This window comes from Enorma burkinafasonensis (assembly GCF_902150035.1).
GTDB classification, from domain to species: domain Bacteria; phylum Actinomycetota; class Coriobacteriia; order Coriobacteriales; family Coriobacteriaceae; genus Enorma; species Enorma burkinafasonensis.
The window spans coordinates 103340-127884 of record NZ_LR597501.1 but is presented as its reverse complement, the minus strand read 5'-3'; the positions used below and the strand labels follow the sequence as shown (position 1 = coordinate 127884).

At 69.2% G+C, this 24545-nt stretch carries 24 protein-coding genes; all 24 read left to right on the top strand.

What is annotated here, in order from left to right:
* The first annotated feature begins 14 nt into the window (after positions 1 to 14).
* Complete coding sequence (mreC, locus tag FS885_RS00640) at positions 15 to 1043, top strand: rod shape-determining protein MreC (protein ID WP_246060671.1); 1029 nt, start codon at positions 15 to 17, stop codon at positions 1041 to 1043.
* Entirely contained in the window at positions 1044 to 1622 is a 579-nt protein-coding gene (locus FS885_RS00635) for a hypothetical protein (protein ID WP_246060670.1), read from the top strand. It abuts the gene before it with no gap.
* A 12-nt stretch (positions 1623 to 1634) separates the two neighbouring features.
* Positions 1635 to 3701 carry a penicillin-binding protein 2 gene (gene mrdA, locus FS885_RS00630; protein ID WP_144743023.1) on the top strand — a complete coding sequence of 689 codons (2067 nt, stop codon included), beginning with the start codon at positions 1635 to 1637 and terminating at the stop codon, positions 3699 to 3701.
* Positions 3702 to 3713: 12 nt separating this feature from the next.
* Positions 3714 to 4913, top strand: a complete 1200-nt coding sequence (locus FS885_RS00625; protein ID WP_144743022.1) for an FtsW/RodA/SpoVE family cell cycle protein — start codon at positions 3714 to 3716, stop codon at positions 4911 to 4913.
* A gap of 9 nt (positions 4914 to 4922) precedes the next feature.
* Positions 4923 to 5828, top strand: a complete 906-nt coding sequence (locus tag FS885_RS00620) for a hypothetical protein (protein ID WP_144743021.1) — start codon at positions 4923 to 4925, stop codon at positions 5826 to 5828.
* Positions 5829 to 5837: 9 nt separating this feature from the next.
* Positions 5838 to 7715, top strand: coding sequence for a TIGR03960 family B12-binding radical SAM protein (locus FS885_RS00615; RefSeq protein WP_144743020.1), 1878 nt, complete (start codon positions 5838 to 5840; stop codon positions 7713 to 7715).
* Positions 7712 to 8464 carry a TIGR03936 family radical SAM-associated protein gene (locus FS885_RS00610; protein ID WP_144743019.1) on the top strand — a complete coding sequence of 251 codons (753 nt, stop codon included), beginning with the start codon at positions 7712 to 7714 and terminating at the stop codon, positions 8462 to 8464. Before FS885_RS00615 ends, FS885_RS00610 begins: the two co-directional genes overlap by 4 nt.
* 112 nt (positions 8465 to 8576) lie before the next feature.
* A complete protein-coding gene (gene rplU / locus FS885_RS00605) occupies positions 8577 to 8951 on the top strand; it encodes a 50S ribosomal protein L21 (RefSeq protein ID WP_102372082.1) in 375 nt (124 codons plus the stop codon).
* A 27-nt stretch (positions 8952 to 8978) separates the two neighbouring features.
* A complete protein-coding gene (rpmA, locus tag FS885_RS00600; protein ID WP_144743018.1) occupies positions 8979 to 9236 on the top strand; it encodes a 50S ribosomal protein L27 in 258 nt (85 codons plus the stop codon).
* Positions 9237 to 9315: 79 nt separating this feature from the next.
* Positions 9316 to 10776 (top strand): GTPase ObgE, encoded by a 1461-nt coding sequence (obgE, locus tag FS885_RS00595; protein WP_144743017.1) that lies wholly within the window; start codon positions 9316 to 9318, stop codon positions 10774 to 10776.
* A complete protein-coding gene (gene nadD, locus FS885_RS00590) occupies positions 10769 to 11473 on the top strand; it encodes a nicotinate-nucleotide adenylyltransferase (protein ID WP_144743016.1) in 705 nt (234 codons plus the stop codon). The genes obgE and nadD overlap by 8 nt, the downstream gene beginning before the upstream one ends.
* Positions 11460 to 12095 carry a bis(5'-nucleosyl)-tetraphosphatase (symmetrical) YqeK gene (gene yqeK, locus FS885_RS00585; RefSeq protein ID WP_246060669.1) on the top strand — a complete coding sequence of 212 codons (636 nt, stop codon included), beginning with the start codon at positions 11460 to 11462 and terminating at the stop codon, positions 12093 to 12095. Before nadD ends, yqeK begins: the two co-directional genes overlap by 14 nt.
* A gap of 21 nt (positions 12096 to 12116) precedes the next feature.
* Entirely contained in the window at positions 12117 to 12590 is a 474-nt protein-coding gene (gene rsfS / locus FS885_RS00580) for a ribosome silencing factor (RefSeq protein WP_144743015.1), read from the top strand.
* Between the two features lie 10 nt (positions 12591 to 12600).
* Positions 12601 to 13890: a DNA polymerase IV gene (gene dinB / locus FS885_RS00575; RefSeq protein WP_246060668.1), complete on the top strand. Its 1290-nt coding sequence runs from the start codon at positions 12601 to 12603 to the stop codon at positions 13888 to 13890.
* A 213-nt stretch (positions 13891 to 14103) separates the two neighbouring features.
* Positions 14104 to 14451, top strand: a complete 348-nt coding sequence (rpsP, locus tag FS885_RS00570) for a 30S ribosomal protein S16 (RefSeq protein ID WP_144743014.1) — start codon at positions 14104 to 14106, stop codon at positions 14449 to 14451.
* A 5-nt stretch (positions 14452 to 14456) separates the two neighbouring features.
* On the top strand, positions 14457 to 14741 hold the full coding sequence (locus FS885_RS00565) for a KH domain-containing protein (protein ID WP_144743013.1): 285 nt from the start codon (positions 14457 to 14459) through the stop codon (positions 14739 to 14741).
* A gap of 100 nt (positions 14742 to 14841) precedes the next feature.
* Positions 14842 to 15294: a ribosome maturation factor RimM gene (locus FS885_RS00560; protein WP_342777719.1), complete on the top strand. Its 453-nt coding sequence runs from the start codon at positions 14842 to 14844 to the stop codon at positions 15292 to 15294.
* Positions 15295 to 16056, top strand: a complete 762-nt coding sequence (gene trmD / locus FS885_RS00555; RefSeq protein ID WP_144743011.1) for a tRNA (guanosine(37)-N1)-methyltransferase TrmD — start codon at positions 15295 to 15297, stop codon at positions 16054 to 16056.
* A 9-nt stretch (positions 16057 to 16065) separates the two neighbouring features.
* Positions 16066 to 16626 carry a signal peptidase I gene (gene lepB, locus FS885_RS00550; RefSeq protein WP_144743010.1) on the top strand — a complete coding sequence of 187 codons (561 nt, stop codon included), beginning with the start codon at positions 16066 to 16068 and terminating at the stop codon, positions 16624 to 16626.
* Positions 16627 to 16719: 93 nt separating this feature from the next.
* A complete protein-coding gene (locus FS885_RS00545; protein ID WP_144743009.1) occupies positions 16720 to 17628 on the top strand; it encodes a glycine--tRNA ligase subunit alpha in 909 nt (302 codons plus the stop codon).
* A gap of 1 nt (position 17629) precedes the next feature.
* Entirely contained in the window at positions 17630 to 19726 is a 2097-nt protein-coding gene (gene glyS / locus FS885_RS00540) for a glycine--tRNA ligase subunit beta (protein ID WP_144743008.1), read from the top strand.
* A 109-nt stretch (positions 19727 to 19835) separates the two neighbouring features.
* Complete coding sequence (locus tag FS885_RS00535) at positions 19836 to 20681, top strand: pyruvate, water dikinase regulatory protein (RefSeq protein ID WP_144743007.1); 846 nt, start codon at positions 19836 to 19838, stop codon at positions 20679 to 20681.
* A 268-nt stretch (positions 20682 to 20949) separates the two neighbouring features.
* Positions 20950 to 23694, top strand: coding sequence for a pyruvate, phosphate dikinase (gene ppdK, locus FS885_RS00530; RefSeq protein ID WP_144743006.1), 2745 nt, complete (start codon positions 20950 to 20952; stop codon positions 23692 to 23694).
* A gap of 490 nt (positions 23695 to 24184) precedes the next feature.
* The gene (gene rplS / locus FS885_RS00525; RefSeq protein ID WP_102372096.1) at positions 24185 to 24526 is read left to right on the top strand and encodes a 50S ribosomal protein L19; all 342 of its coding nucleotides are present in this window, start codon (positions 24185 to 24187) and stop codon (positions 24524 to 24526) included.
* Positions 24527 to 24545 lie beyond the last annotated feature (19 nt).

The following is a 24545-nucleotide window of genomic DNA, read 5'->3' as shown; positions in this document are numbered from 1 at the left end:
AGAGGGTGCGCTCCGTGCCTCGCTCGCAAGGGTTCTCGTCCTCGCTCAACAACAACAGGCCCCAGACGGGGATGCGCCCGTTCGTGATCCTCACGATCGTGTCGCTTCTGGTGCTCACCTTCTACCTGAGGGAGGGCGACACCGGTTTCATCCACGGCGTCCGCGGCTTCGTCACCACGGTGACGAGCCCCGTGCGCATGGCGGGATCTGCCGTGGCCTCGCCCTTCAACGCGCTCGGCAACGTCATGGGCAACCTCACCGCCTCGCAGGAGACCTTGGAGGAGCTCCGTGCCGAGAACGAGGAGCTCACGGCCCGCGTGGCCGAGCTTTCCGAGGCCGAGGAGACGGCGACCCGCCTGGAGCAGCTTCTCGGGCTCCAGTCGACCTACAACCTGCAGTCCACCGCGGCGCGCATCATCGGCGAGTCCGGTGACGCCTGGTCGCGCACGGTCCAGATCGACAAGGGGTCGGCCGACGGGCTCGCCATCAACATGCCCGTCTGCAACTCGTCCGGCGTGATCGGCCAGATCATCGAGGTCTCGACCAACACCGCCACGGTGCGCCTCATCACCGACGAGAACTCGGGCGTGTCGGCCATGGTCCAGGCGACCCGCGCGCAGGGCATCCTCCAGGGCCAGCCCGACGGGACGCTCAGGCTCGAGTACGTGACCGTCGACTCCGACGTCAAGGAGGGCGACATCATCGTCACCTCCGGTATCGGCGGGGTCTACCCCAAGGGCATCCCGCTCGGTACCGTCTCGTCGGTCACGCGCGCCGACAACGCGACCTACTACACGATCGTCGTCGCGCCCGCGTCGTCCGGCACCGAGAACAACGAGGAGGTCCTCGTCATCACCTCGCTCACGAGCGAGCAGGCGGCGACCGACGAGGAGGTCGCCGAGGCCAACGCCAACCCCCAGGGGACCGGCCGCGACACCTCGACCGACGAGGACACGCAGGATACCGATGACGCCGAGGGCGGCTCGGGCGACGGGACGGACGAGGACGCCGGCACCATCGCCGAGGCGGGGAGCGTGGAGTAGATGGCCATGGACTTCCGCGACAGCGCACATGGCCAGCGCACGCTCGCCATCCTCATCATCGCCGCCTGCGTGCTGCAGGTGGCCATAGCCCCCCAGATCTCGATTCTGGGCGGCCGCTTCAACTTCATGATCGCGCTCGCCGGCTCGGTGGCCCTCATGGGCAAGCCCGACCAGGCGGTCTTCGTCGGCTTCGGGGCGGGGCTTCTCTACGACCTCACCTCGCCCGTGCCCGTGGGGCTCATGACGCTCATCCTGACCGTCGGCTCGTTCGCGCTCGTCCAGCTGGCGAGCGCCGGCACGAGCGGCCTCTCGTCGACCTCGATGCGCTTCATGGGCGTCTTCGCGCTCGCGGTGTGCCTCGTGAACGGCATCGCGCTCCTCCTTCTGGGCACGGAGCGCGACATCCTGCTCTCGCTCGGCGGCCACGGTCTCATGACCGCGGTCCTCTCTACGCTGGCCTCGGTGCCCTTCCTCATGCTCTCGATCTTCATGGGGCCCGCGCGGGCGAGTTTCTCCGCCCGCGGCCGCGGCACCCGCTTCAAGTCTGCCTCGCGTGGCCGGGGTAGGGGACTCAGGTAGGGGGTGGCGTCGGTGAGTGCGCAGCTCCTCGTCGTCATAGCCGGTCTGGTCCTCGTCGCGGCCATCGTGGGCTCCCTCATCTTCATGAGGAGCTATTCGGGCCGCTTCACGTTCGACACCAAGAACGGCACGCGCCCGCGCGCCGCCGAGGGCGAGGGCAACACCCAGGGCCTCGCCTACAAGGGCCGCTTCACCCTGCTCACCGCCGGCGTCGCCGCGATGTTCGCGACGCTTGCGGTCAAGCTCTGGAGCATGCAGATGGTGAGCTCGGACCACTACGACGAGCTCGCCGTCAAGAACCAGACCAGGACCGTCACCACGGCCGCCCCGCGCGGGCGCATCCTCGACCGCAACGGCGTGGAGCTCGTGCGCAACCGCGCCTCGCTCGCGGTGACCGCCTACCGCGACCTGCGCGAGGACACCGTGCTCGTGCGGCACCTCGCGAACGTGCTCGGCATGCCCTACATCGCGGTCATGCGCAACATCCAGGACAACACTGAGGGCGCCCAGGCGCGCCACACCATCGCCACCGACGTGCGCCGCTCGACCGTCGCCTACATCCAGGAGCACGCTGGCGAGTTCCCGGGCGTCTACATCGAGGACCGCACGGAGCGCGAGTACCCGTACGGCTCGCTCGCCTGCCACGTGCTCGGCTACACCGGCACCGTGACCCAAGAGCAGCTCCAGGCCCAGCAGGAGCGCATCGACGCGGGCGAGGACACGGCGAGCGCCATCGAGTACCAGTCCGGCGACATCGTGGGCCAGGCCGGCGTCGAGAGCCAGTACGAGAACCTCCTGCAGGGCATCCGCGGCGAGCAGACCGTCACGGTCGACTCGGTGGGCAACGTCACCGGCCAGGTGGGGGAGGTCCCGCCGCGCGCGGGCACCGACATCAAGCTCACGCTCGACCTGACCATCCAGCGCGCCTGCGAGGAGGGGCTCGCCTACGCCATCAACATCTCGCAGCAGGCGGGCTACGGCGAGGCGCGCAACGGCGCGTGCCTGTGCCTCGACTGCACCAACGGCGAGATCTTGGGCCTCGCGAGCGCGCCCACCTTCGACCCCTCGGTCTTCGTGGGCGGCGTCTCGTCGGACGTATGGGCCGAGCTCAACAGCGAGGAGAGCGGAAACCCGCTGCTCAACCGCGCGGTGAGCGGCCAGTACATGTCGGCCTCGACCATCAAGCCCTTCTCGGCCTTCGCCGGGCTCGAGTACGGCATCTACCCTGCGACGCGCACCACCACCTGCACCGGCTGGTGGACGGGCAACGGCGAGGAGTACGGCAAGTGGTGCTGGAACCACTCCGGCCACGGCACCCTGAACCTGCAGGGCGGCATCACCTGGTCGTGCGACCCGGTCTTCTACGACATGGGCAAGGACTTCTTCTACGACAAGGACCACCCCGAGGGCCTGCAGGAGATGTTCCGCCGCTGGGGCCTGGGCTCCAAGACCGGCGTGGACCTTCCCGCCGAGGCCGCGGGCCGCGTGCCCGACGCCGCGTGGAAGGACGAGCACTTCTCCGACTACTCCGAGCAGGATCGCGCCTGGAATCCCGGTGACATGACGAACATCGTCATCGGCCAGGGCGACATCCTGGTCACGCCGCTCCAGATGGCGACGGCCTACGCAGGCATCGCCATGGGCGGCCTCGAGCAGACGCCCCATATCCTGCTCTCCGCCGTCGCGCGCGACGGGAGCGGAGACGCCTACCTCTACAACGAGACGGGCACGAAGGAGCGGCTGACCGCGTCCATCAACTCCGAGGACGACCTCGCGCTCGTGAAGGCGGGCCTGCGCGGCGTCATCTACGAGGAGAGCCCCTCGTGCGCCGCGCACTTCAACAACCTCTCCGTGCTCGTCGAGGGCAAGTCGGGCACGGGCGAGCGCAACAACGAGGACCCCTACGCGTGGTTCATCGTCTACGCGCCCGCCGACGACCCCAAGTACGTCATCGCCTGCCTCCTCGAGGAGGGCGGCTTCGGCGCCTCGACGGCCATGTACGCGATCCGCCACGTCCTCGGCGTCATCTACGACGATCCCGACGACGTCCCCGTCACCACGACCGACCAGACCAGATAGGGAGGTGCATCCATGCCGGCCAAGCAGGGCGCCCAGGCGAGCAGCCTGAAGCACGTCAACAAGAAGATGAGCTCCTCCAGGAGCACGTTCCGCCAGCAGGTGCACCTGGGCGTGCTCGCGGCGTGGATCGGGCTCGTGGCCTACGGCACGCTCATCATCTGGTCGGCGTCGCTCACCAACCCCGAGGCCTCGTTCGCCCGGCACCTCCTCGGCATCGGCCTCGGCGCGGGGCTTGCCGTCGTGATGTGGAACCTCGACCTGTCGAACCTCGCCAACATGTCGAGCACGCTCATGGTCGTGGACATCGTGCTCATCTTCCTGCCGTATGTGCCGGGCCTCTCGGTCACGGCGATGGGCATGACCGGGTGGATCAAGATCCCGCTCATCGGCCTCAACTTCCAGCCGGTCGAGCTCGTGAAGGTGGTCACCATCTTCTACATGGCGGCGCTCGGCGCGCAGTACCACGGCAGCATCGACTCCGTGAAGGAGTACCTGAAGCTCTGCGGCATGCTCGCCGTGCCCTTCGTCTGCGTCATCATCCAGGGCGACCTGGGCTCGAGCCTCGTCGTGTTCGTCTCGGGCGCGATCATCATCATGATGAGCGGTGCGCGCAAGGAATGGGTCCTCGCCACGCTCGCGATCATCATCGGCCTCGTCTCGCTCATCCTGGCGACCGACTCGATCGTCGACGGCATCGTCGGCGACGAGAACTCGCTCATCCAGGACTACCAGATGAACCGCCTGCTCGTCTTCCTCGACCCCGAGTCGGACACCTCGAGCGCGGGCTACAACCTGCAGCAGTCGCTCATCGCCGTGGGCTCGGGCGGGTTTTTCGGCAAGGGGCTCGGCAACGCGACGCAGTCCGCGGCGGGCTTTCTGCCCGAGTCCCATACGGACTTCGTGTTCGCGCTTTTGAGCGAGACCTTCGGGTTCGCCGGCGCGTTCCTTTTGCTTTCGCTCTTCGCCCTGCTCATGTTCTCGACGATCCGCGTCGCCATCCGCTGCGAGTCGCTGTTCTACAAGCTCGTGTGCGTGGGGTTCGTGGGCATGTGGCTCTTCCAGATCTTCGAGAACATCGGCATGTGCATCGGGCTCATGCCCATCACCGGCATTCCGTTGCCGTTCATCAGCTTCGGATCGTCGTCCATGCTCGTGCAGTGCATGGTCATCGGTATCATCCAATCCATATGGCGTCGCCATGCGGCTCAGTGAGGTGTTGCAATGCGTATCCCCCTCGACATGTTCGCCCAGGCGCTCAAGGTGGGCGTCTCCACCAAGCGCGATTCCGACACGCCGGTGCGCGTGGCGGTCTACCTCGACCGGAGCGTGACGCCGTTTCTCGTCGAGACGGTCCGCGACGCGTTCGTGCCCGAGACCACCTCGGCGCTCGTGCGCGTGGAGCGCATCACCGAGAAGCCGCTCGAGCCGCGCGCCGACACCGATGTCGTGCTCGTGCTCTCCTGCGGGTCCGCGCGCCTCGAGGGGGCCGTGCGCGAGCTCCTCGTCGCCGGGGCGCCCGTGGCGGTCGTCGCCGAGTCGAGCGTGGAGGTGCCCTTCATCAAGGCCGATACGCCCATGCTCGGGCTCATCGCCGCGACAGATAAGACCTACCTGCTCGAGACGCTCGCCCGCTGGATCCTCGACCGCACGGAGAAGGACGTGGCCTTCGCCGCGAACTTCCCCTTCATGCGCATCGCCGCGGTCAACCGCATCGTGACGTCGTGCGCGCTCGCCAACATGGCGACCGGTGCGCTCGTGTTCATCCCGGGCGCCGACTTCCCGGTCATGACCGTCGCCCAGATCGGCATGGCGCTCAAGCTGAGCTCGATCTTCGGCTACCGGCTCGAGCCCGAGCGCGGCTACGAGGTCGCGGGCGTCATCGCCTGCGCGGTCGCGCTGCGCTCCGTGGCCCGCGGCGTCTGCCGCCTCATCCCGCACGGCTCCTTCATCGTGAAGGCCGCCATCGCCGCCGCGGGCACCTATGGCATGGGGTGCGCGCTCGCCGGCATCTACGGGCGCGGGGTCGACTACTCCGCGGCGAACGACGCCATCCGCTCGCTTCTCGGTCGCATCCGCGGGCACGCGGGCGCCGAGGGCGCCTCGGTCGCCGTCGCCCCGGCGCGCTAGGGGGCGCCTGTGCGTACCGTCTACGAAGATAGGTTCTCCGAGCTCGAGCTCCTGCTCGCGCAGGTCGAGAAGCCGAGCCGCTACCTCGACCACGAATGGGGCGCGCTCGCGGGCGGCGAGGCGTCCTACCGCGCCTGCCTCATCTACCCCGACACCTACGAGGTGGGCCTGCCCAACCAGGGCCTCGCGATTCTCTACAAGATCTTGAACGGCCAGGAGGGCATCGCGTGCGAGCGCGCCTACGTGCCCTGGGTCGATATGGCCGACCGCATGCGCGAGGCCGGTGTGCCCCTTCTCTCGCTCGAGGGCGCCGCGCCCGTCTCGTCCTTCGACGTGGTGGGCTTCCACGTCCCGCACGAGATGGCCTGCACCAACTACCTCGAGGCGCTCGACCTCGCGGGCATCCCGCTTCTTTCCGCCGAGCGCGGCGAGGACGACCCGCTCGTGATCGCGGGCGGGCCCTCGGTCTACAACCCCGAGCCCATCTGCGCCTTCTTCGACGCCATGCTCATCGGCGAGGGCGAGGAGTCCATCGTCGAGGTCTGCCGCGCGCACGAGCGACTGCGCGACGCGGGCGCCTCGCGCGCGGAGATCCTGCGCGAGCTCGCACGCATCCCCGGCACGTACGTGCCCTCGCTCTACGAGGTGTCGCACGAGGGCCCCTGCACCGAGCACGGCTACACCGTGCCGCGGGCGGGGGAGGACGTGCCCGAGGTCGTCTACAAGCGCGTGGTCGCCGACTTCGGCGCCACGGACCCCCTGAGCCAGACGGTGGTGCCCTACGCCGAGCTCGTGCACGACCGCCTCTCGATCGAGATCCTGCGCGGCTGCGCGCGCGGCTGCCGCTTCTGCCAGGCGGGCATGACCTACCGCCCCGTGCGCGAGCGCACGCCCGACCAGATCGTCGCGGCGGTGACGCGCGGCCTCGAGCGCACGGGCTACGACGAGGTCTCGCTCACCTCGCTCTCCACGACCGACCACTCCTGCTGCGCGCAGGTGCTCCGCCGCCTCAACCGGGGCCTCGCCGACACGGGCATCTCGGTCTCGATCCCCTCGCAGCGCCTCGACTCCTTCGGGGTGGACATGGCGCTCGAGGTGGCGGGCGAGAAGAAGGGCGGCCTCACCTTCGCGCCCGAGGCGGGCAGCCAGCGCCTGCGCGACGTCATCAACAAGAACGTCACCGAGGACGACCTCGAGCGCGCCGCGCGCGCGGCCTTCGGGGCCGGATGGCGCCGCATCAAGCTCTACTTCATGATGGGGCTGCCCGGCGAGCGCGACGAGGACATCGTCGCCATCGCGAACCTCGCCGATCGCGTCGTCGACATCGCGCACGAGGTCGTCCCCAAGGGCCAGCGCGGCGGCATCTCTGTCTCCGTCTCGGTCTCGGTCTTCATCCCCAAGGCGCACACGCCGTTCCAGTGGTGCGGCCAGCTCGACGACGCCGAGGTGCGCCGCCGCCAGCAGCTCCTCGTCGACAGCGTGCGCAGCCGCCAGGTGCGCGTCCACTACCACGACGCGTCGACCTCGCTCATCGAGGCGGCGCTCTCGCGCGCCGGCCGCGACCTCACGCCCGTCATCATGGGCGCCTGGCGCCGGGGCGCGCGCTTCGATGCCTGGACCGAGCAGTTCTCGCTCGAGCGCTGGCTCGATGCCGCCGAGGAGGCGGGCATGGACCTGCGCCGCATCGCGACCGAGCCCTTCGAGCTCTCGTGGCGCCTCCCCTGGGAGCACGTGAGCCCGGGCGAGTCCCGCGGGTTCCTCGAGCGCGAGTGGCGCCGCGCGCTCGCGGGAGAGACCACCGCGGACTGCACGCGCGCCTCGTGCACGGGCTGCGGGATCTGCCCCACGCTCGGCGCCTCGAACGTTCTGGCAGGTGATCGATCATGAGCGAGCAGTGCCTGTTCAGGCTCCGCGGGCGCTACGTAAAGGAGGGGCGGCTGAGGTACCTCGGCCACCTCGAGGTCATGCACACCATCGAGCGCTCCGTGCGCCGCGCGGGGCTGCCCTATGCGGTCACGCAGGGCTTCTCGCCCCACCTGCGCGCCGGCTTCTCGGCGGCGCTGCCGGTGGGCACGGGCTCGTCGTGCGAGTGGTACGACCTCTTCATGACCGAGCTCGTCCCGGCACCCGAGGCGCTCGCACGGCTCGCGGCGGCGACGCCAGTCGGCCTCGCGCCCCAAGAGGCCGGCTACGTCGACGTGCGCGCGGCGGCCCTCACGGCCTTCATCACGCGTGCCGACTACGCCATCGCGCTCACGCCGTGCGCGGGCGGGGGCGTCTCGGCGGACGAGCTCACCCGCGCGCTCGAGGTCGTCCGCGCCCGCGGCGAGATCCCCTACCTGCGCGGCCGCAAGACCAAGCGGCTCGACCTCGCGCGCACGCTCACGGGCTTCGCCGTGCACCCCGACGCCGCCACCGGCGACCTTGTGCTCGAGCTCGAGACCTACCTGGACAACGAGGGCGCGCTCAGGCCCGAGATCCTCCTCGCCGCCCTCGACGCCGAGCTCCGCGGCGAGCCGGACGTCCCGATCGAGTCCACGGGGATCCAGGACCTCGTCCGCTTCGAGCGCTACCGCGTGGACCGCGTCGCGCAGTACGGACTCGACGAGCGGGGCGGGCACGTCCCGCCGCTCTGATGCGGGGCGGCAAGGCAGGTTGCGGAGACTCTGCGAATATCTGTTGACGGGGTTTCGACCTGCTGCTACTATATTCGGCTGTTGCACTACCAGATGCATGAAGGGCTATCAAATGTACGCAATCGTTTCAACCGGCGGCAAGCAGTACAAGGTCGCGCAGGATGATGTGATTACCGTCGAGAAGATCGAGGGCGAGGTCGGCTCCAAGGTCGAGCTTCCCGTCATCTTCCTGAACGACGGCAAGAAGATCGTCACCGACGCCGCTAAGCTTGCCAAGGCCAAGGTCACGGCTGAGATCGTCGACCAGTTCAAGGGCGAGAAGCAGCTTGTCTTCAAGTTCAAGAAGCGCAAGCGCTACCGTCGCCTCAAGGGTCACCGCCAGCAGCTCACCAAGGTGAAGATCACCAAGGTGCAGGCTACGTCGCGCGCCGCCCGCAAGACCACCAAGGAAGCGGAGGCTCCGGCCGAGGCTCCCGTAGCCGAGTAGCGCACTCAGAGAGAGTAGGTACGAGACATGGCACACAAAAAAGGACTCGGTTCCTCCCGTAATGGCCGCGACTCGCGCGGTCAGCGTCTTGGCTGCAAGCGTTTCGGCGGCCAGTCCGTCACTGCGGGCACGATTCTCGTCCGCCAGCACGGCACCCACATCCACCCGGGTGATAACGTCGGTCGCGGCAAGGACGATACGCTGTTCGCCCTCATCGACGGTACGGTCGAGTACAAGCGCGGTATCAAGCATCGCGTGAGCGTGCGTCCGTTCGCCAACGCATAGCAGACCCTTCATACCATGCATATGCGGGAGGCCCTCGTTTGCTTCGGGGGTCTCCCGTTTTTTGAAAGCGAGGAGCGAGATGGCACAGTTCACCGATATCTGTCGCATCAACGTGAAGGGCGGTGACGGCGGCGCCGGCTGCATGTCGTTCAGGCGCGAGGCCCACGTCCCCAAGGGCGGCCCCGACGGCGGCGACGGCGGGCGCGGCGGCAACGTCGTCATCAAGGCCGACGCGCAGCTCTCCTCGCTCATCGACTACCGCTACAAGCACCATTTCCGCGCCGAGCGCGGCACGCACGGCAAGGGCGCCCGCAAGGACGGCCGCGCCGGCGAGGACCTCGTGCTCAAGGTGCCCATGGGCACGGTCGTGCGCGAGCTCGACCCCGAGACGCAGGAGCCCCTGTACGAGATCGCCGACCTCACGCACGACGGCGAGCAGGTCGTCGTGGCGCCCGGCGGCCAGGGGGGCCTCGGCAACACGCACTTCGTCTCGTCGGTGCGCCGCGCGCCGGCTTTCGCCCAGCTCGGCGAACCCGCGCAGGAGCACTGGATCGAGCTCGAGATGAAGCTCATGGCCGACGCCGCCCTCGTGGGCCTGCCGTCGGTGGGCAAGAGCTCGCTCATCGCCCGCATGAGCGCCGCCCGGCCCAAGATCGCCGACTACCCCTTCACGACCCTCGTGCCCAACCTCGGCATGGTGCGGGCGGGGGAGTACTCCTACGTCGTCGCCGACGTCCCCGGCCTCATCGAGGGCGCGAGCGAGGGCAAGGGGCTGGGGCACCAGTTCCTGCGCCACATCGAGCGCACCGCGCTCATCATGCACGTCGTGGACATCACGGGCGGCTTCGAGGGGCGCGACCCCGTGGAGGACTACCGCGTGATCAACGAGGAGCTCCGCAGGTACGCCGTCGACCTCGCCGAGCGCCCGCAGATCGTCGTCGCGAACAAGTGCGATGTGACGGGCACGGCGGAGCGCATCGCGCGGCTGAAGGAGGCCGTGCTCGCCGACGGGCACCGCTTCTTCGCCGTCTCGGCGGTCACGGGCGCCGGGATGAACACGCTCATGCTCGCCTGCGGCGAGGCCGTGGCCGAGCTCCGCAGCGAGCTTGCGAGCGACGTCGCGCCGGTGGTCTACGACGAGCGCTGGGAGCGCCGCCGCCGCGAGCGCGAGGCGCGCTTCAGCGTGGTCCAGGAGGAGCCCGGCGTGTTCCGCGTCATCGGCACGCAGGTCGAGCGCCTCGTGGTCCAGACCGACTGGGAGAACGAGGAGGCCATCCTCTACCTGCAGCACCGCTTCAGCCGCATGGGCGTCGACGACGCGCTCGAGGCCGCCGGCTGCCGCGCGGGCGACGAGGTGCGCATCGTGGGCCGCGCCTTCGACTACGAGGGCGCCGAGGAGTTCGATGACGGTGAGGACCTCGCCATCGAGGCCGATGCCGTGGCCGCGGACGGCTCCGATGGCGTTGACGCCCCCGAGGAGGGTGTTGCCGTCGAGGCCGCGCCGCCCGCAGCCGATGGGGGAGCTGATATCGATGGATGAGCGCGTGGCGCTGGGGCTCCCCGCGCTCGGTGAGGACGCCGGCAGGACCTACCGCCTAGGCATCATGGGCGGGACCTTCGACCCCATCCACTACGGGCACCTGGTCACCGCCGAGCAGGCCCGCGAGGCGCTCGCGCTCGACCTGGTGCTCTTCATGCCCGCGGGCTCGCCCGCGTTCAAGCTCGACAAGCGCGTGACGCGCGCCGAGGACCGCTACGCCATGACGGTGCTCGCCACCGCGGCGAACGACGCGTTCTACGCGAGCCGCTTCGAGATCGACCGGCCGGGGGTCACCTACACGGTCGACACGCTGCGGATGCTCCGCAGCCACTACCCGGATAACGTCGAGCTCTACTTCATCACGGGCGCCGACGCCATCCTGGACATCGTCTCGTGGCACGACGCTGCCGAGATCGCCGAGCTCGCCACGCTCATCGCGGCCTCGCGCCCGGGGTACGATATCGCGCAGGCGCGCATGCGCATCGCGGCGGCGGGCATCCCCTTCGACGTTCGCTACATCGAGATCCCCGCGCTCGCGATCAGCTCGACCAACATCCGCCAGCGCGTCGCCAGCGGCAAGAGCGCTCGGTACCTCACCTCCGAGTCGGTCCTGGGCTTCATCCGCAAGAACGGGCTCTACCGCGACGAGCTCGCGGCCATCCACCACAGGGAGGAGATCGCCGATGGAGACGCATGAGGTATCGGTGAGCGCCGAGCTCGGGTTCACGGGCGCGGAGCTTACGGCTCTCGAGCGCATCGAGGGGCTGCTCGCCGTGCGCATGAAGGAGAAGCCCCGGCGCCATGTCCACTCGCTCGGCGTCGCCCGCACGGCGGTGGGGCTCGCGCGCACCTATGGCGTGGACGCCTTCGATGCCGCGGCGGCGGGGTTCCTCCACGACTGGGACAAGGTCGTCGAGGATGGCGAGCTCGTGGCCCGCGCGGTGCGCTACCGCATCCCCATCGAGGGGTCGCCCGCGCTCGCCGCGCCGCTGCTCCACGGGCCTGTCGCCGCGCGCGAGCTGCCCGAGCTCTTCCCCGAGCTCGACCGCGCGGTCTTCCAGGCGATCGACAGGCACACGGTGGGCGCCCTCGACATGGGGCCGCTCGACATGGTGGTCTTCGTGGCCGACGCCATCGAGCCCGGGAGGCGCGGCAGCTACGCCGACGACCTCCGCGCGCTCGTGGGCGAGGTCGACCTCGAGCGGCTCTTCTTCACCTGCTTCGCGCAGGGGCTCGTCTACGTCATCGGCGGCGGCCGCTACCTGTACCCCACGGCACTTCCCATCTACAACCGCTACGCGCTCGCGCAGAAGCGCTAGGACCGACCAGAAAGGCAGACCATGGCAAACGATATCGAGATCCTGAACGACGCCGCCGACGAGGCGCTTGAGGCCGCGGCCCCCGCGCACGAGGACTCCGTGGCATCCGTCGAGCGCAGCGCCGCCTCGCTCTCCTCTGCGGGCGTCTCCGCCCGTGAGGTCGCGCGCGTCGCGGCCGAGGCGATGTCCGCCAAGAAGGCCGAGGACATCGTCGTCCTCGACCTGACCGAGCTCTCCGACGTCTGCGACTACTTCGTGATCGCCACGGGCGCCAACAACCGCCAGGTCGACACCCTCGTCGACGAGGTAGAGGAGAAGGTCGCCACGAGCTGTTGCGAGCACCCGTTCTCCATCGAGGGCCGCGACCAGCGCACCTGGATCCTCATGGACTACGGCTCGGTCCTCGTGCACGTGTTCACGCCCGAGGCGCGCTCGTACTACCGCCTGGAGAAGCTCTGGGGCGCCGCGCCCGCACTCGAGCTCGACCTCGACTAAGAACGAGCCGGTGGGGGGCACGGGCGGCATAGGCGGCCTCGAGGGGCTCTTCGGGGCATGGGAGGGGTCGGCGATCGGCCTCATGGACCTCGACGCGTTCTTCGCGAGCGTCGAGCAGCTCGACCATCCCGAATGGCGCGGCAAGCCCGTCATCGTGGGCGGTGCGGCCGACGAGCGCGGCGTGGTGTCGACGGCCTCCTACGAGGCCCGCACCTATGGCGTGCATTCGGCGATGCCGTCCGCGCAGGCGCGCCGGCTCTGCCCCGACGCGATCTGGACACATGGGCACTTCGACCGCTACCGCGAGATGAGCGCCCAGGTCATGGCCATCCTCGCCGACGAGACGCCCTACGTCGACCAGGTCTCGATCGACGAGGCGTTCTTCGACGTGACGCCCGGCCGCTTCGCCCGCGAGAGCCCCGTCGCCATCGCGCAGCGGATTGCGCGGCGCGTGAGCGAGCTCGGCATCACGTGCTCGATCGGGCTCGGCACGAGCAAGACGGTCGCCAAGATCGCGAGCGACCGCGACAAGCCGCGCGGGCTCACCGTGGTGCTACCCGGTACGGAGGAGAGCTTCCTCGCCCCGTTGCCGGTGCGCGCGATGAGCGGGATCGGGAAGAGCGCCGAGGCGGCGCTCAAGAAGGCCGGCATCCACACCCTGGGCCAGCTCGCCGAGGCGCCCCGCGGGGTGCTCGGCGCGGTCTTCGGGGTGAACGGCGAGCAGATGCGCCTGCGCGCCCGCGGGCTCGAGGCGAGCGCCGTCACCGCGGTGGACGTCGAGGACGAGGTCAAGTCGGTGAGCAACGAGCGCACGTTCGCGCGCGACCTCACTGACCGGCGCGACGTCGACGCGGCCCTGCACCTTCTGGGGGAGACCGTGGGCAGGCGCCTTCGGCGCCGCGGGCTCGCCGGCAGGACCGTCACCGTCAAGATCAAGTTCTCCTACGGCGAGGGCCGCACCATCCAGCGCAAGCTCGCGCGCCCCACCGACGACGAGAACATCTTCGTCGAGGCCGCCCTCGGCCTCATGGACGAGGTCTGGCGCGAGGGCATGCACATCCGCCTGCTCGGCATCGGCGTGAGCGACTTCAAGGCCGCCTCCGGTATCCAGACCGATCTCTTCTGCGAGGTCGACGAGCGCGGCGCCGTCGCAAGCGACCGGCGCGACCTCTCCGTCGCGGTCGACCGCGTGCGCGAGCGCTTCGGCGACGCGTCGGTGGGCTTCGGCCGCGCGGCGCGTTTCGGCGAGGACCTGGTCCGCGCCGACAAGTTCCTGAACCAGAACAAGCCCGCAAAGTGACCCTGCGCGCGGGGGAGGCGCAGCTGTCGCGATTTGCGCATTGTTCGCGCGGCGCCTTGCAATCGCGGAAATCTTGCGTAATATGTGGAGGTGCCTGCGGAACTACCGAAGAAGTTGGCGGCTGCCACTTCACCTGCTCCATCCGTTGGCGTATCATTACAACCTGTTTGTCCGTAAGCGCAGCATCATGCTGCATGGTTGGAGGAGTTTTCATTGGCAGTCAAGATTCGCCTTGCCCGTCACGGCTCTAAGAAGCGTCCGTACTACCGCATCGTCGTCGCCAACTCGCGCTCGCCGCGCGACGGCCGCTTCATCGAGGAGGTCGGCCGCTACAACCCGCTGACCTCTCCCAAGACGATCAGCCTCGACCTCGAGAAGATCGCCGAGTGGCAGGCCAAGGGCGCCCAGCCCACCGACGCCGTCAAGGCGCTCATGAAGGCCGCCGAGGAGGGCCCGAAGACCGAGACCGAGGTCAAGAAGTCCAAGAAGCAGCTCGCCAAGGAAGCCGAGGCCGCCAAGGCCGCCGCTGAGGTCGAGGCCGCCGAGTCCACCGAGGAGTAGGCGCTGTGGCCGAGGAGCTGGCGGCTTCCGCCGCAACCGAGGCCGAGCTCTCCGATCGCATCGCCGATCTGGTTGAGTACCTCGTCTTGAGCATCGTCGACGATACCGACTCCGTGAGCCTCGAGGTGATCGACGGCGAGCGCTCGTCGGTCATCGAGATCACGGTCGCCGAGGCCGACGTGGCCAAGGTCATCGGCCGTCGCGGCAGGACCATCAAGGCTATCCGCACGCTCGCCCGCGCCCTGGCTGCCCGTCTGGGCACCGCGGTCGAGGTCGAGATCCTCGGGTAGCACGTTGACGGTACGCTATCGAAACATAGCCCGTGTGGTCAGGACCCACGGGAAAGCGGGGGAGGTCGTCGCACTGCCGGTGCGGGGCCTTCCCCCTCTTATGGAGCCCGGCCTCGCCGTCGCGCTCACCCCGCCCGCGCTCGACCGCGAGCGCTTCACGGTCATCGAGGCGGTCGAGGAGGCGCTGTCGGGCTATCGCATCGCGCTTGAGGGCGTGGACGACCTGAACGCCTCCGAGGGCATCGTGGGCTGCTACCTGCTCGCCTGCGAGGACGATCTCGACCTGGGCGCCCTCGACGTCGCGTGGGACGACCTCATCGGCCGCGCGGTCGTCGACGAGCGCTTCGGCGCGCTCGGCACCATCGCCGAGGTCATCGAGACGCCCGCGAACGACGTGTGGTCCGTTGAGGGCGCCTATGGAGCGGTCCTTCTGCCCGTCATCGACGAGGTGGTGCTCGACCTGCCCGAGGAGGGCCCCATACGGGTCCGCGCGCTCGACGGCCTCATCGATGCCGAGCCGTCTTCCGGCGCAAGTGCGGCGGGGGAGGCCTAGATGCTCATCGAGACGCTCTCGGTCTTCCCGGAGATGTTCGAGCCGGTCATGTCCACCTCGATCCTGGGGCGGGCGCGCGCGGCGGGCATCTTCGACTTCCGTGCCCACGACCTGCGCGACTGGACGCACGACCGCCACCGCACCGTCGATGACGCGCCGTTCGGCGGCGGGCAGGGCATGCTCATGAAGGCCCCGCCGATCTTCGAGGCCGTGCGCGCCATCTCGGCTGCGGGCCCGCGGCCGCACGTGGTCTTCTTCACGCCCTGCGGCGAGCCCTTCAGGCAGCGGATTGCCGAGCGGCTGGCCGGCTGCGAGCGGCTGCTCTTCGTCTGCGGGCGCTACGAGGGCATGGACGAGCGGGCCTACGAGCTCGCCGACGAGCGCCTCTCCATCGGCGACTACGTGCTCACCGGCGGCGAGCTCGCCGCCATGGTCGTGACCGACGCCGTCGTGCGGCTGCTCCCTGGCGCGCTCGGCGACGAGCTGAGCTCTGTGGACGAGTCCTTCGCGACCGGCGAGGGCGGCGGCCTTCTGGAGTACGCGCAGTACACGCGCCCGGCCGACTTCGAGGGCCACGGCGTGCCCCCGGTGCTGCTCTCCGGCGACCACGCGAAGGTCGCCCGCTGGCGCCGGCGCGACGCCATCGAGCGCACGTGCCGCTGGCGCCCGGACCTCATCGCTACAGCCGAGCTCACGGCCGAGGAGCGCGCCTATGCGGAGGAGCTCATCTCGCGCTACCATGGTGAGGAACCGACAGAGTAGGAGCGATTCGTGGTACCCCATCTCCATTCCATCGTGCGAGGCGCGCTCGAGTGGCTGCTGACGCTCGTTCTGGTCCTCGCGTTCTTCATCTTCCTGCGCACCTTCGTGGTGGAGCCCTACCGCGTGCCCACGGGATCCATGGAATCGACCATCGAGGTCGGCGACCAGGTGATCGCGCAGAAGGTCACGCTCAACGCCGGCATGGGCGTCCAGGCGGGCGACATCGTGGTCTTCCACAACCCCGACGGCGACTCCGACCACGACATTCTGGTCAAGCGCGTGATCGCCACCGCGGGCCAGACGGTCGACTTCGAGGACGGCCGCGTGGTCGTCGACGGCGTGCCGCTCGACGAGGACTACGCGCAGGGCTCGTCCTACCCGCTCGCCAACCAGGCCGAGGGCGTTTCGGTGGGCTACCCCTTCACCGTGCCCGAGGGCTGCGTGTGGGTCATGGGCGACAACCGTGAGAACTCCGCCGACTCGCGCTACTTCGGCGCCGTGTCCGAGGACGACCTCATCGCCGTCGTCGTCTTCCGCTACTGGCCGCTCAACCGCATCGGCGCGGTCTAGCCGGTTAACAGAGCGGTTCTTGCGCCGAGAGCCGCGCGCATCCGCTACCATAGTCACCATATGTATCACGATGAGGAGGAGGTCGAGCATCTGATGGATGCCACGACGCGTACCTTCCAGGACATCATCCTGGGATTGCAGCGCTACTGGGGGAGCCAGGGCTGCGTCATCATGCAGCCGTACGACTCCGAGGTCGGCGCCGGCACGTTCCACACCGCCACGGCCCTGCGCTCGCTCGGTCCCGCCGCCTGGCGCACCTGCTACGCGCAGCCGTGCCGCCGTCCGGCCGACGGCCGCTACGGCGAGAACCCCAACCGCATGCAGCACTACTACCAGTTCCAGGTGCTGCTCAAGCCTTCCCCGGCCGACAGCCAGGAGCTCTACCTCGATTCGCTCAAGGCCATCGGCCTCGACCCGGCCGACCACGACATCCGCTTCGTCGAGGACGACTGGGAGAGCCCCACGCTCGGTGCCTGGGGCCTTGGCTGGGAGGTCTGGCTGAACGGCATGGAGGTCACCCAGTTCACCTACTTCCAGCAGGTGGGCGGCATCGAGGTCGACCCCGTGCCCGTCGAGATCACCTACGGCCTCGAGCGCCTCGCGATGTACATCCAGGGCGTGAGCTCCGTCTACGACCTCGTGTGGAGCTATCTGCCCGACGGCACGCCCATGACCTACGGCGACGTGTTCCTCGAGAACGAGCGCGAGTTCTCGGCCTACAACTTCGAGGTGGCCGACGTCGAGCTCATGCGCCAGAAGTTCGACGACTACGAGGCCGAGTGCCACTCCTGCCTCGACGCGCGCCTGCCCCTGCCGGCGTACGACTGCGTCATGAAGTGCAGCCATGCCTTCAACATCCTCGACGCGCGCGGCGCGCTCTCCGCCGTCGAGCGCGCCAACTACATCCTGCGCGTGCGCACGGTCGCCAAAGCGTGCTGCGAGGCCTACCTCGCCGAGGTCGCCGGCGAGCGCGCTGACGCCTGCGAAGGGGAGGTGGCGTAAGATGGCCGATACCCGCGATTTCCTGTTCGAGATCGGGTGCGAGGAGATGCCCTCGGCACCGCTCATGAACGCCGTGAAGCAGCTCGGGCCCATGGTCGAGCGCGGCCTTGACGAGGCGGGCCTCGCCCACGGGGAGGTGCGCGTGCTCTCCACGCCGCGCCGCCTGGCCGTGATCGTCGACGCCGTCGCGACCGCGACCGATGAGGTGCACGAGGTGCGCCGCGGCCCCGCCGCCGAGATCGCCTTCGACGGCACGGGCGCGCCCACCAAGGCCGCCGAGGGCTTCGCCCGCAAGTTCGGCATGACCGCCGCCGAGCTCACGCGCCGCGCGGACACCGACGGCCGCGAGTACGTCTTCGCCGAGAAGAGCGTCCCCTCGCAGCCCGCGGCGCCGCTGCTCGCTGCTCTCTGCGAGAAGACCATCGCCGGCCTGCAGTGGCCCAACTACCGCAGCCAGCGCTGGGGCTCCACGCACGAGACGTTCGTGCGCCCCATCCGCTGGATCTGCGCGCTTCTGGGCGGCGACGTCGTGCCGGTGCGCTATGCCGACGTGGTCTCCGGCAACACCACGCGCGGCCACCGCGTCCTGGGCCCCGGCGAGCACGCGGTCGCCGAGCCCGCCGTCTACGAGCAGGTCCTCGAGGCCGCGGGCGTCCTTTCCGAGGAGCGCCGGCGCGCCGTGATCGCGGAGGGCATCGAGCGCATCGAGGCCGAGCGCGGCGGCGCGCACGTGGACACGCCCAAGAAGGTGCTCGACGAGGTCGTGAACCTCTGCGAGTGGCCGACGGTGCTCGTGGGCGCCTTCGACGAGGAGTTCCTCAATGTCCCGCATGAGATCATCTGCGAGTCCATGCTCTCCAACCAGCGCTACTTCCCGATCTACGACGCCACGGGCGCGCTCACGCGCGAGTTCGTGGTCGTGGGCAACGGCAAGCCCGAGAACGCGGCGCGCATCGTCGACGGCAACGAGCGCGTGGTCCGCGCCCGCCTCTACGACGCGAAGTTCTTCTACGACGAGGACCTGAAGGTCCCGCTCGAGGAGTTCCGCGGCCGCCTCGCGCAGGTGGGCTTCCAGGAGAAGCTCGGCAACGTGCTCCAGAAGAGCGAGCGCATCGAGGAGCTCGCGGGCGAGATCGCCCGCGCCGCGGGCTGCGACGCGATCGTGAGCGCCGACGCCATTCGTGCGGCGCACCTCTGCAAGGCCGACCTCGTCTCGAGCGCGGTCATCGAGTTCACGAGCCAGCAGGGCGTCATGGGCGGCTACTACGCGCTCGCCGCCGGCGAGCACGAGGCCGTGGCCCACGCGATCCGCGACCATTACCGCCCGCGCTTCGCCGGCGACTCCCTGCCCAAGGGCATCGAGGGCTGCGTCGTCGCCGTGGCCGACAAGCTCGACACCATCGCGGGCATGTTCGCCATCGGCGAGCCGCCCACCGGCTCCAAGGACCCCTTCGCGCTGCGCCGGAGCGCCATCGGCGTGCTGAACATCCTGCGCGACCGCCTGAAGTGCGGCTACGAGGACCTCGTCGGCGCCGCGCTTCGCGCCTACGCCGCCCAGGGCATCGAGTTCGACCATAACGAGGTCGCCTCCGCCGTGTGCGCCTTCATCAAGGGCCGCATGGAGCAGATCGCCCGCGACGAGCGCATCTCGCCTGACACCGTGTCCGCCGTCTCGCAGGGCTCCGTAGTGACGCCCGTCGACTACCTCGCGCTCGCGCATGCCCTCGAGGACGCCCGCGCGCATGACCCCGAGGCGTTCGAGAACCTCGCCACCGCCTACGCCCGTGCGAGCCACCTCGCCGACGCCGAGCTCGGCGATACGATCGACGAGACGCTGCTCGGCGACGCCGAGCGCGCGCTCCTCGACGCGACCGCGACCGCCCGCGCGAGCGTGGACGACGCGCTCGCCGCCAAGGACTTCACCGGCGTGATCGCGGCGCTGGCGGCGCTCCGCGAGCCCATCGACCGCTTCTTCGACGACGTGCTCGTCATGGACGACGACGAGGCGCTGCGCACCAACCGCCTGCGCCTGCTCAACCGCTTCGCCTCCGTCTTCGACGGGGTCGCTAACATCGGCGAGCTCGCCCGCAAGAAGTAGGCGCGCCCATCATGGACCGCTCGGACGCCCCGGTTCCCGCTTGCGCAGGGGCCGGGGCGTCCTGCCGTTTCCCGTGCCGCACCGCACGGTCCTGACCAGGGAGGTACCCATGGAAGCCCGGCCCACCATCCACGTGGTCTCTGACGCCCTCGGCGACACCGCCTGCGAGGTCGTCCTCGCGGCGGCGGGCCAGTTCGCCCCCGGCACCTTCGAGATCGTGCGCCTTCCCAAGGTGGAGGAGGCCTCGCAGGTCGAGGCCCATCTCGCGCGCCACGGCGTCCCGGGGCGCCCCGCGGCCGTCTTCCATACGATCGTGGGGCCCGAGCTCCGCGGTGCCGTCTGCGGGCTCCTCGACGAGCTCGGCGTTCCCGGCATCGACCTCATGGGGCCGGCACTCGGGCTGCTCGCGCGCCTGAGCGGCGCGGAGCCGCTCGGTATCCCCGGCGTCATCCACCAGACGGACGAGCGCTACTTCCACCGCATCTCCTGCATGGAGTTCACGCTCGAGCACGACGACGGCGCGGGCGCCGAGGACCTCACCCAGGCGGACATCGTCCTCATCGGCGTGTCGCGCACGTCCAAGACCCCGCTCTCCATGTATCTGGCGCTCCAGGGCTACCGCGTGGCGAACATTCCGCTCGTCCCCGGCGTCGAGCCGCCGCGCGAGCTCTTCGACGTCGACCCTGCCCGCGTCTTCGGGCTGCTCTCCACGACCGAGGTCATCGCGAGCCGCCGCACCGAGCGGCTGGAGGGCCCGCTCGCCCGCGCCGTCGCGCCGAGCTACGCCGACCCGGAGCATATCGCCCGCGAGCTCGAGAGCGCGCACGCGCTCATGCGCCGGATCGGCTGCTTCGTGGTGCGCACCGACGGCAAGGCCATCGAGGAGTCCGCGGCAGAGATCTCCGCCCGTCTCGAGCGCATCCTCGCCGCCCGCGCCCGCAGGGCCGCCCGATAGGTGGTATCGGTATCCTGATGCCACCCAAAATGGTAGGTAATATGGCAGACTGCTACATAGACCCTCCATAAGCAGGCAATCTTTCTGAAAAGAACTACACGGAGACTCCATTCATCCTACCGTTTAAGCCCCCGAATCCCCCGTCGACGGGTGCACACATCCTCTGCGGAGCGCGGGCGCCGTCGCTCCCTATAGTTTCCCCATACCCGCCGACCGGCGGGACATCGTATAGCGATCGCAGCATGGGGCTGCCGAAAGGGGGAGTATCGTGAGCGATGTGAAACGGGTGTACCGGTTCGGATGCGATGCCGAGGGGAGGGATGTGACCGAGGGCTCGGCGCGCATGAACTACGTGCTCGGCGGCAAGGGCGCGAACCTCGCCGAGATGTGCCGTCTGGGGCTGCCCGTCCCGGGCGGCTTCACCATCACGTGCCAGACCTGCGTCGAGTATTCGGGTGCCGGCGACGTCTGGCCCGCGGGCGCCTTGGACGAGATCGAGGAGGCGACCTGCGACCTCGAGCGCCGAGCGGGCCGGCGCCTCGGCGACGCCGAGGACCCGCTTCTGGTCTCCGTGCGCTCCGGCGCGCCGTTCTCGATGCCCGGCATGATGGACACCGTGCTGAACCTCGGCCTCACGGACGAGGCGGCATCCGGCCTCATCAAGCAGACCGGCGACCCTCACTTCGTCTGGGACTCCTACCGCCGCTTCATCCAGATGTTCTCCGACGTGGTCATGGGCGTCGACGCCGACCTCTTCGAGAACGCTCTCACCGAGAAGCGCCTCGTCGCGGGCGTGAAGAGCGACGCCGAGCTCTCCGCCGACGACCTCTTCGAGCTCGTGGGCGAGTTCAAGGAGATCTTCCGCGCCAACGTTTCCGCCGCCGAGCACCCCGAGCTCGTCGTGGACGGGACGGTGCGCTTCCCCCAGGACCCCGCCGTCCAGCTCCGCCTCGCGATCGAGGCCGTGTTCGGCAGCTGGATGAACGAGCGCGCCTGCCTCTACCGCAAGCGCAACGCCATCCCCGATGACCTGGGTACCGCCGTGAACGTGCAGGCCATGGCCTACGGCAACAAGGGCGAGACCTCGGCGACCGGCGTCGCCTTCACGCGCGACCCCGCCAACGGCGCCAACGTGCGCTACGGCGACTTCCTCATCAACGCGCAGGGCGAGGACGTCGTCGCCGGCATCCGCAACACGCAGCCCATCCAGGAGATGGGGAGCTACCCCGCGCTCGCCGAGGCGGCGCGCGACCTCGAGCGCATCTTCCAGATCCTCGAGGGCCACTACCGCGACATGTGCGACATCGAGTTCACCATCGAGCAGGGCAAGCTCTGGATGCTCCAGACCCGCGTGGGCAAGCGCACGGCGACGGCGGCCCTGCGCATCGCCATAGACATGGTCGAGGAGGGCCTCATCGACCGCGAGACGGCGGTGCGCCGCATCGACCCCGCCCAGCTCGACCAGCTGCTCCATCCCCAGTTCGACACCGAGGCCGCGCCCGAGGTGCTCGCCCGCGGTCTCAATGCGAGCCCCGGCGCCGCGGTGGGCGAGATCGTCTTCAGCTCCGATGACGCGGTGCGCCGCGCCGCCGAGGGCGTGCCCGTGGTGCTCGTCCGTTGGGAGACCAACCCCGACGACCTCAAGGGCATGGTCGCGGCCGAGGGCATCCTCACGAGCCACGGCGGCAAGACGAGCCACGCCGCCGTCATCGCCCGCGGCATGGGCACCCCGTGCGTCTGCGGCGTCGAGGCCTTCCGCATCGACGCGGCCGCCAAGGAGGTGCGCGTGGAGGGGACGGACCTCGTGCTGCACGAGGGCGACACCATCTCCATCGACGGCACCGAGGGCATCGTGGTCGCGGGCGCGGTGCCGCTCAAGCGCGCCGAGCTCACAGGCGACCTCGAGACCATCCTCGGATGGGCCGACGAGATCCGCCTGCGCCCGGGCGCGAGCCACCCGTTCCACGTGCGCGTGAACGCCGACAACCCCGAGGACGCCGAGCTCGCGCTCGGGTTCGGCGCCGAGGCCATCGGACTCTGCCGCACGGAGCACATGTTCCTCGGCGAGCGCAAGGAGATCATCCAGTCCTTCATCCTCTCCGACGACGCCGAGACGCGCGAGCGCGCGCTCTCGGAGCTCCTCGGCGTGCAGCGCGACGACTTCCTCAAGATGTTTCGGACCATGGACGGCCGCGACGTGGTCGTGCGCCTCATCGACCCGCCGCTCCACGAGTTCCTCGACGACCCGCGCGCCCTCGAGGTCGCCATCGAGCGCCGCGCCGACGAGGGCGCGCCCGCCTCGGAGCTCGATGCGCTCAAGGCGCGCTTGCGCCGCATCGACGGCATGGCCGAGATGAACCCCATGCTCGGCCTGCGCGGCGTGCGCCTCTCCTTCGTCTTCCCGGAGCTCCCGCTCATGCAGGTGCGCGCCATCGCGAGCGCCGCGGCGCAGCTCATCCGCGACGAGCATCTCGCGCCCCGGCCCGAGGTCATGGTGCCTTTGGTCTCGCTCGAGGCCGAGCAGGTGCAGATGCGCGCCGTCTGCGAGCAGGTGATCGAGGAGGTCGCCCGCGAGTACGGTGTCGCGCTTGACATCCCGGTGGGCACCATGCTCGAGCTGCCGCGCGCCTGCCTCACGGCCGACGCCATCGCGGCGCACGCCGACTTCTTCTGCTTCGGCACGAACGACCTCACGCAGACGACCTTCGGGTTCTCGCGCGACGACGCGGAGTCCAAGTTCATCCCCATCTACCTGCACAGGAAGCTCCTCGCGAGCAACCCGTTCGAGACCATCGACCAAGCGGTGCTCGAGCTCGTACGGATGGCGGTCGAGAAGGGGAGGTCCGTGAAGCCGGAGCTCACCTGCGGCGTCTGCGGCGAGCACGGCGGCGATCCCGCGTCGATCAAGGGCCTCTTCAACGTGGCCGGCGTCGACTACGTCTCCTGCTCGCCGTACCGCGTGCCCATCGCGCGCCTGGCCGCCGCCCAGGCGAAGCTTGCCGAGCTCGCGTAGCGGCGCATAGTCGGCTTGCTCTTTGAGGCGGGGCCCCGGCCGGGCCCCGCCTTCCCATGTTCCGCCAGCATGCTCCCGTCGGCGCCGCGCATCGCAGCCCGGGGCCTCTCCCGGCCCCCCGACGGATGTCCATATCTCTGTATCTCGGTGAAGGCCATTTCATCGAGGTACATACAAATGGATAAATATCCTGAGATTCACGCTCGGAACGTCCATTTGTCGGTACCTTGAGGAGCCGATGCGGGTGAAAGCTTCTCGAGATACATGGATATGGACTTATACCCGGCCGTCGCGCCGGTTGCGGTCCGGGCAAGATGCCACGATGGAGGCCCGCGCGGTTGTGGTCTCGACGTGGTCGAACGCGGGCTAAGGCGGCAATTGCAATTAGGCACTTGCCACGCTCGGGCGTTTGCGTATACTAATACCGTTTGTCCAACCCATGTGTCGGCGTACGCGCGCGGCACCTCTGGAGAAGAGTTAGGAACGAGAAATGGATTACATCCGCGCTATCGAGCGTCAGCAGATCCGCGAGGACATCCCGCAGGTCCGCGTCGGCGACAACGTCAAGGTGCACTACCGCATCAAGGAGGGCGACCGCGAGCGCATCCAGGTCTTCCAGGGCGACGTCATCCGCATGAGCGGCGGCTCCTCCCGCGAGACCTTCACCGTCCGCAAGATCTCCTTCGGCGTGGGCGTCGAGCGCACGTTCCCGCTTCACAGCCCCAAGATTGCCAAGCTCGAGGTCGTGCGCCACGGCCGCGTGCGTCGCGCCAAGCTCTACTACCTGCGCGACAAGATCGGCAAGGCCGCCCGCATCCCCGAGAAGCGCTAGGCCGCATCGCATTGATGAG

Bases quoted from the DNA above. Each gene is read 5' to 3' on its own strand.
- FS885_RS00635 (WP_246060670.1), top strand. From the start codon at position 1,044: ATGGCCATGGACTTCCGCGACAGCGCACATGGCCAGCGCACGCTCGCC.
- FS885_RS00625 (WP_144743022.1), top strand. From the start codon at position 3,714: ATGCCGGCCAAGCAGGGCGCCCAGGCGAGCAGCCTGAAGCACGTCAAC.
- FS885_RS00620 (WP_144743021.1), top strand. From the start codon at position 4,923: ATGCGTATCCCCCTCGACATGTTCGCCCAGGCGCTCAAGGTGGGCGTC.
- FS885_RS00610 (WP_144743019.1), top strand. From the start codon at position 7,712: ATGAGCGAGCAGTGCCTGTTCAGGCTCCGCGGGCGCTACGTAAAGGAG.
- rplU (WP_102372082.1), top strand. From the start codon at position 8,577: ATGTACGCAATCGTTTCAACCGGCGGCAAGCAGTACAAGGTCGCGCAG.
- rpmA (WP_144743018.1), top strand. From the start codon at position 8,979: ATGGCACACAAAAAAGGACTCGGTTCCTCCCGTAATGGCCGCGACTCG.
- obgE (WP_144743017.1), top strand. From the start codon at position 9,316: ATGGCACAGTTCACCGATATCTGTCGCATCAACGTGAAGGGCGGTGAC.
- nadD (WP_144743016.1), top strand. From the start codon at position 10,769: ATGGATGAGCGCGTGGCGCTGGGGCTCCCCGCGCTCGGTGAGGACGCC.
- yqeK (WP_246060669.1), top strand. From the start codon at position 11,460: ATGGAGACGCATGAGGTATCGGTGAGCGCCGAGCTCGGGTTCACGGGC.
- rsfS (WP_144743015.1), top strand. From the start codon at position 12,117: ATGGCAAACGATATCGAGATCCTGAACGACGCCGCCGACGAGGCGCTT.
- FS885_RS00560 (WP_342777719.1), top strand. From the start codon at position 14,842: ATGGAGCCCGGCCTCGCCGTCGCGCTCACCCCGCCCGCGCTCGACCGC.
- trmD (WP_144743011.1), top strand. From the start codon at position 15,295: ATGCTCATCGAGACGCTCTCGGTCTTCCCGGAGATGTTCGAGCCGGTC.
- FS885_RS00545 (WP_144743009.1), top strand. From the start codon at position 16,720: ATGGATGCCACGACGCGTACCTTCCAGGACATCATCCTGGGATTGCAG.
- glyS (WP_144743008.1), top strand. From the start codon at position 17,630: ATGGCCGATACCCGCGATTTCCTGTTCGAGATCGGGTGCGAGGAGATG.
- FS885_RS00535 (WP_144743007.1), top strand. From the start codon at position 19,836: ATGGAAGCCCGGCCCACCATCCACGTGGTCTCTGACGCCCTCGGCGAC.
- rplS (WP_102372096.1), top strand. From the start codon at position 24,185: ATGGATTACATCCGCGCTATCGAGCGTCAGCAGATCCGCGAGGACATC.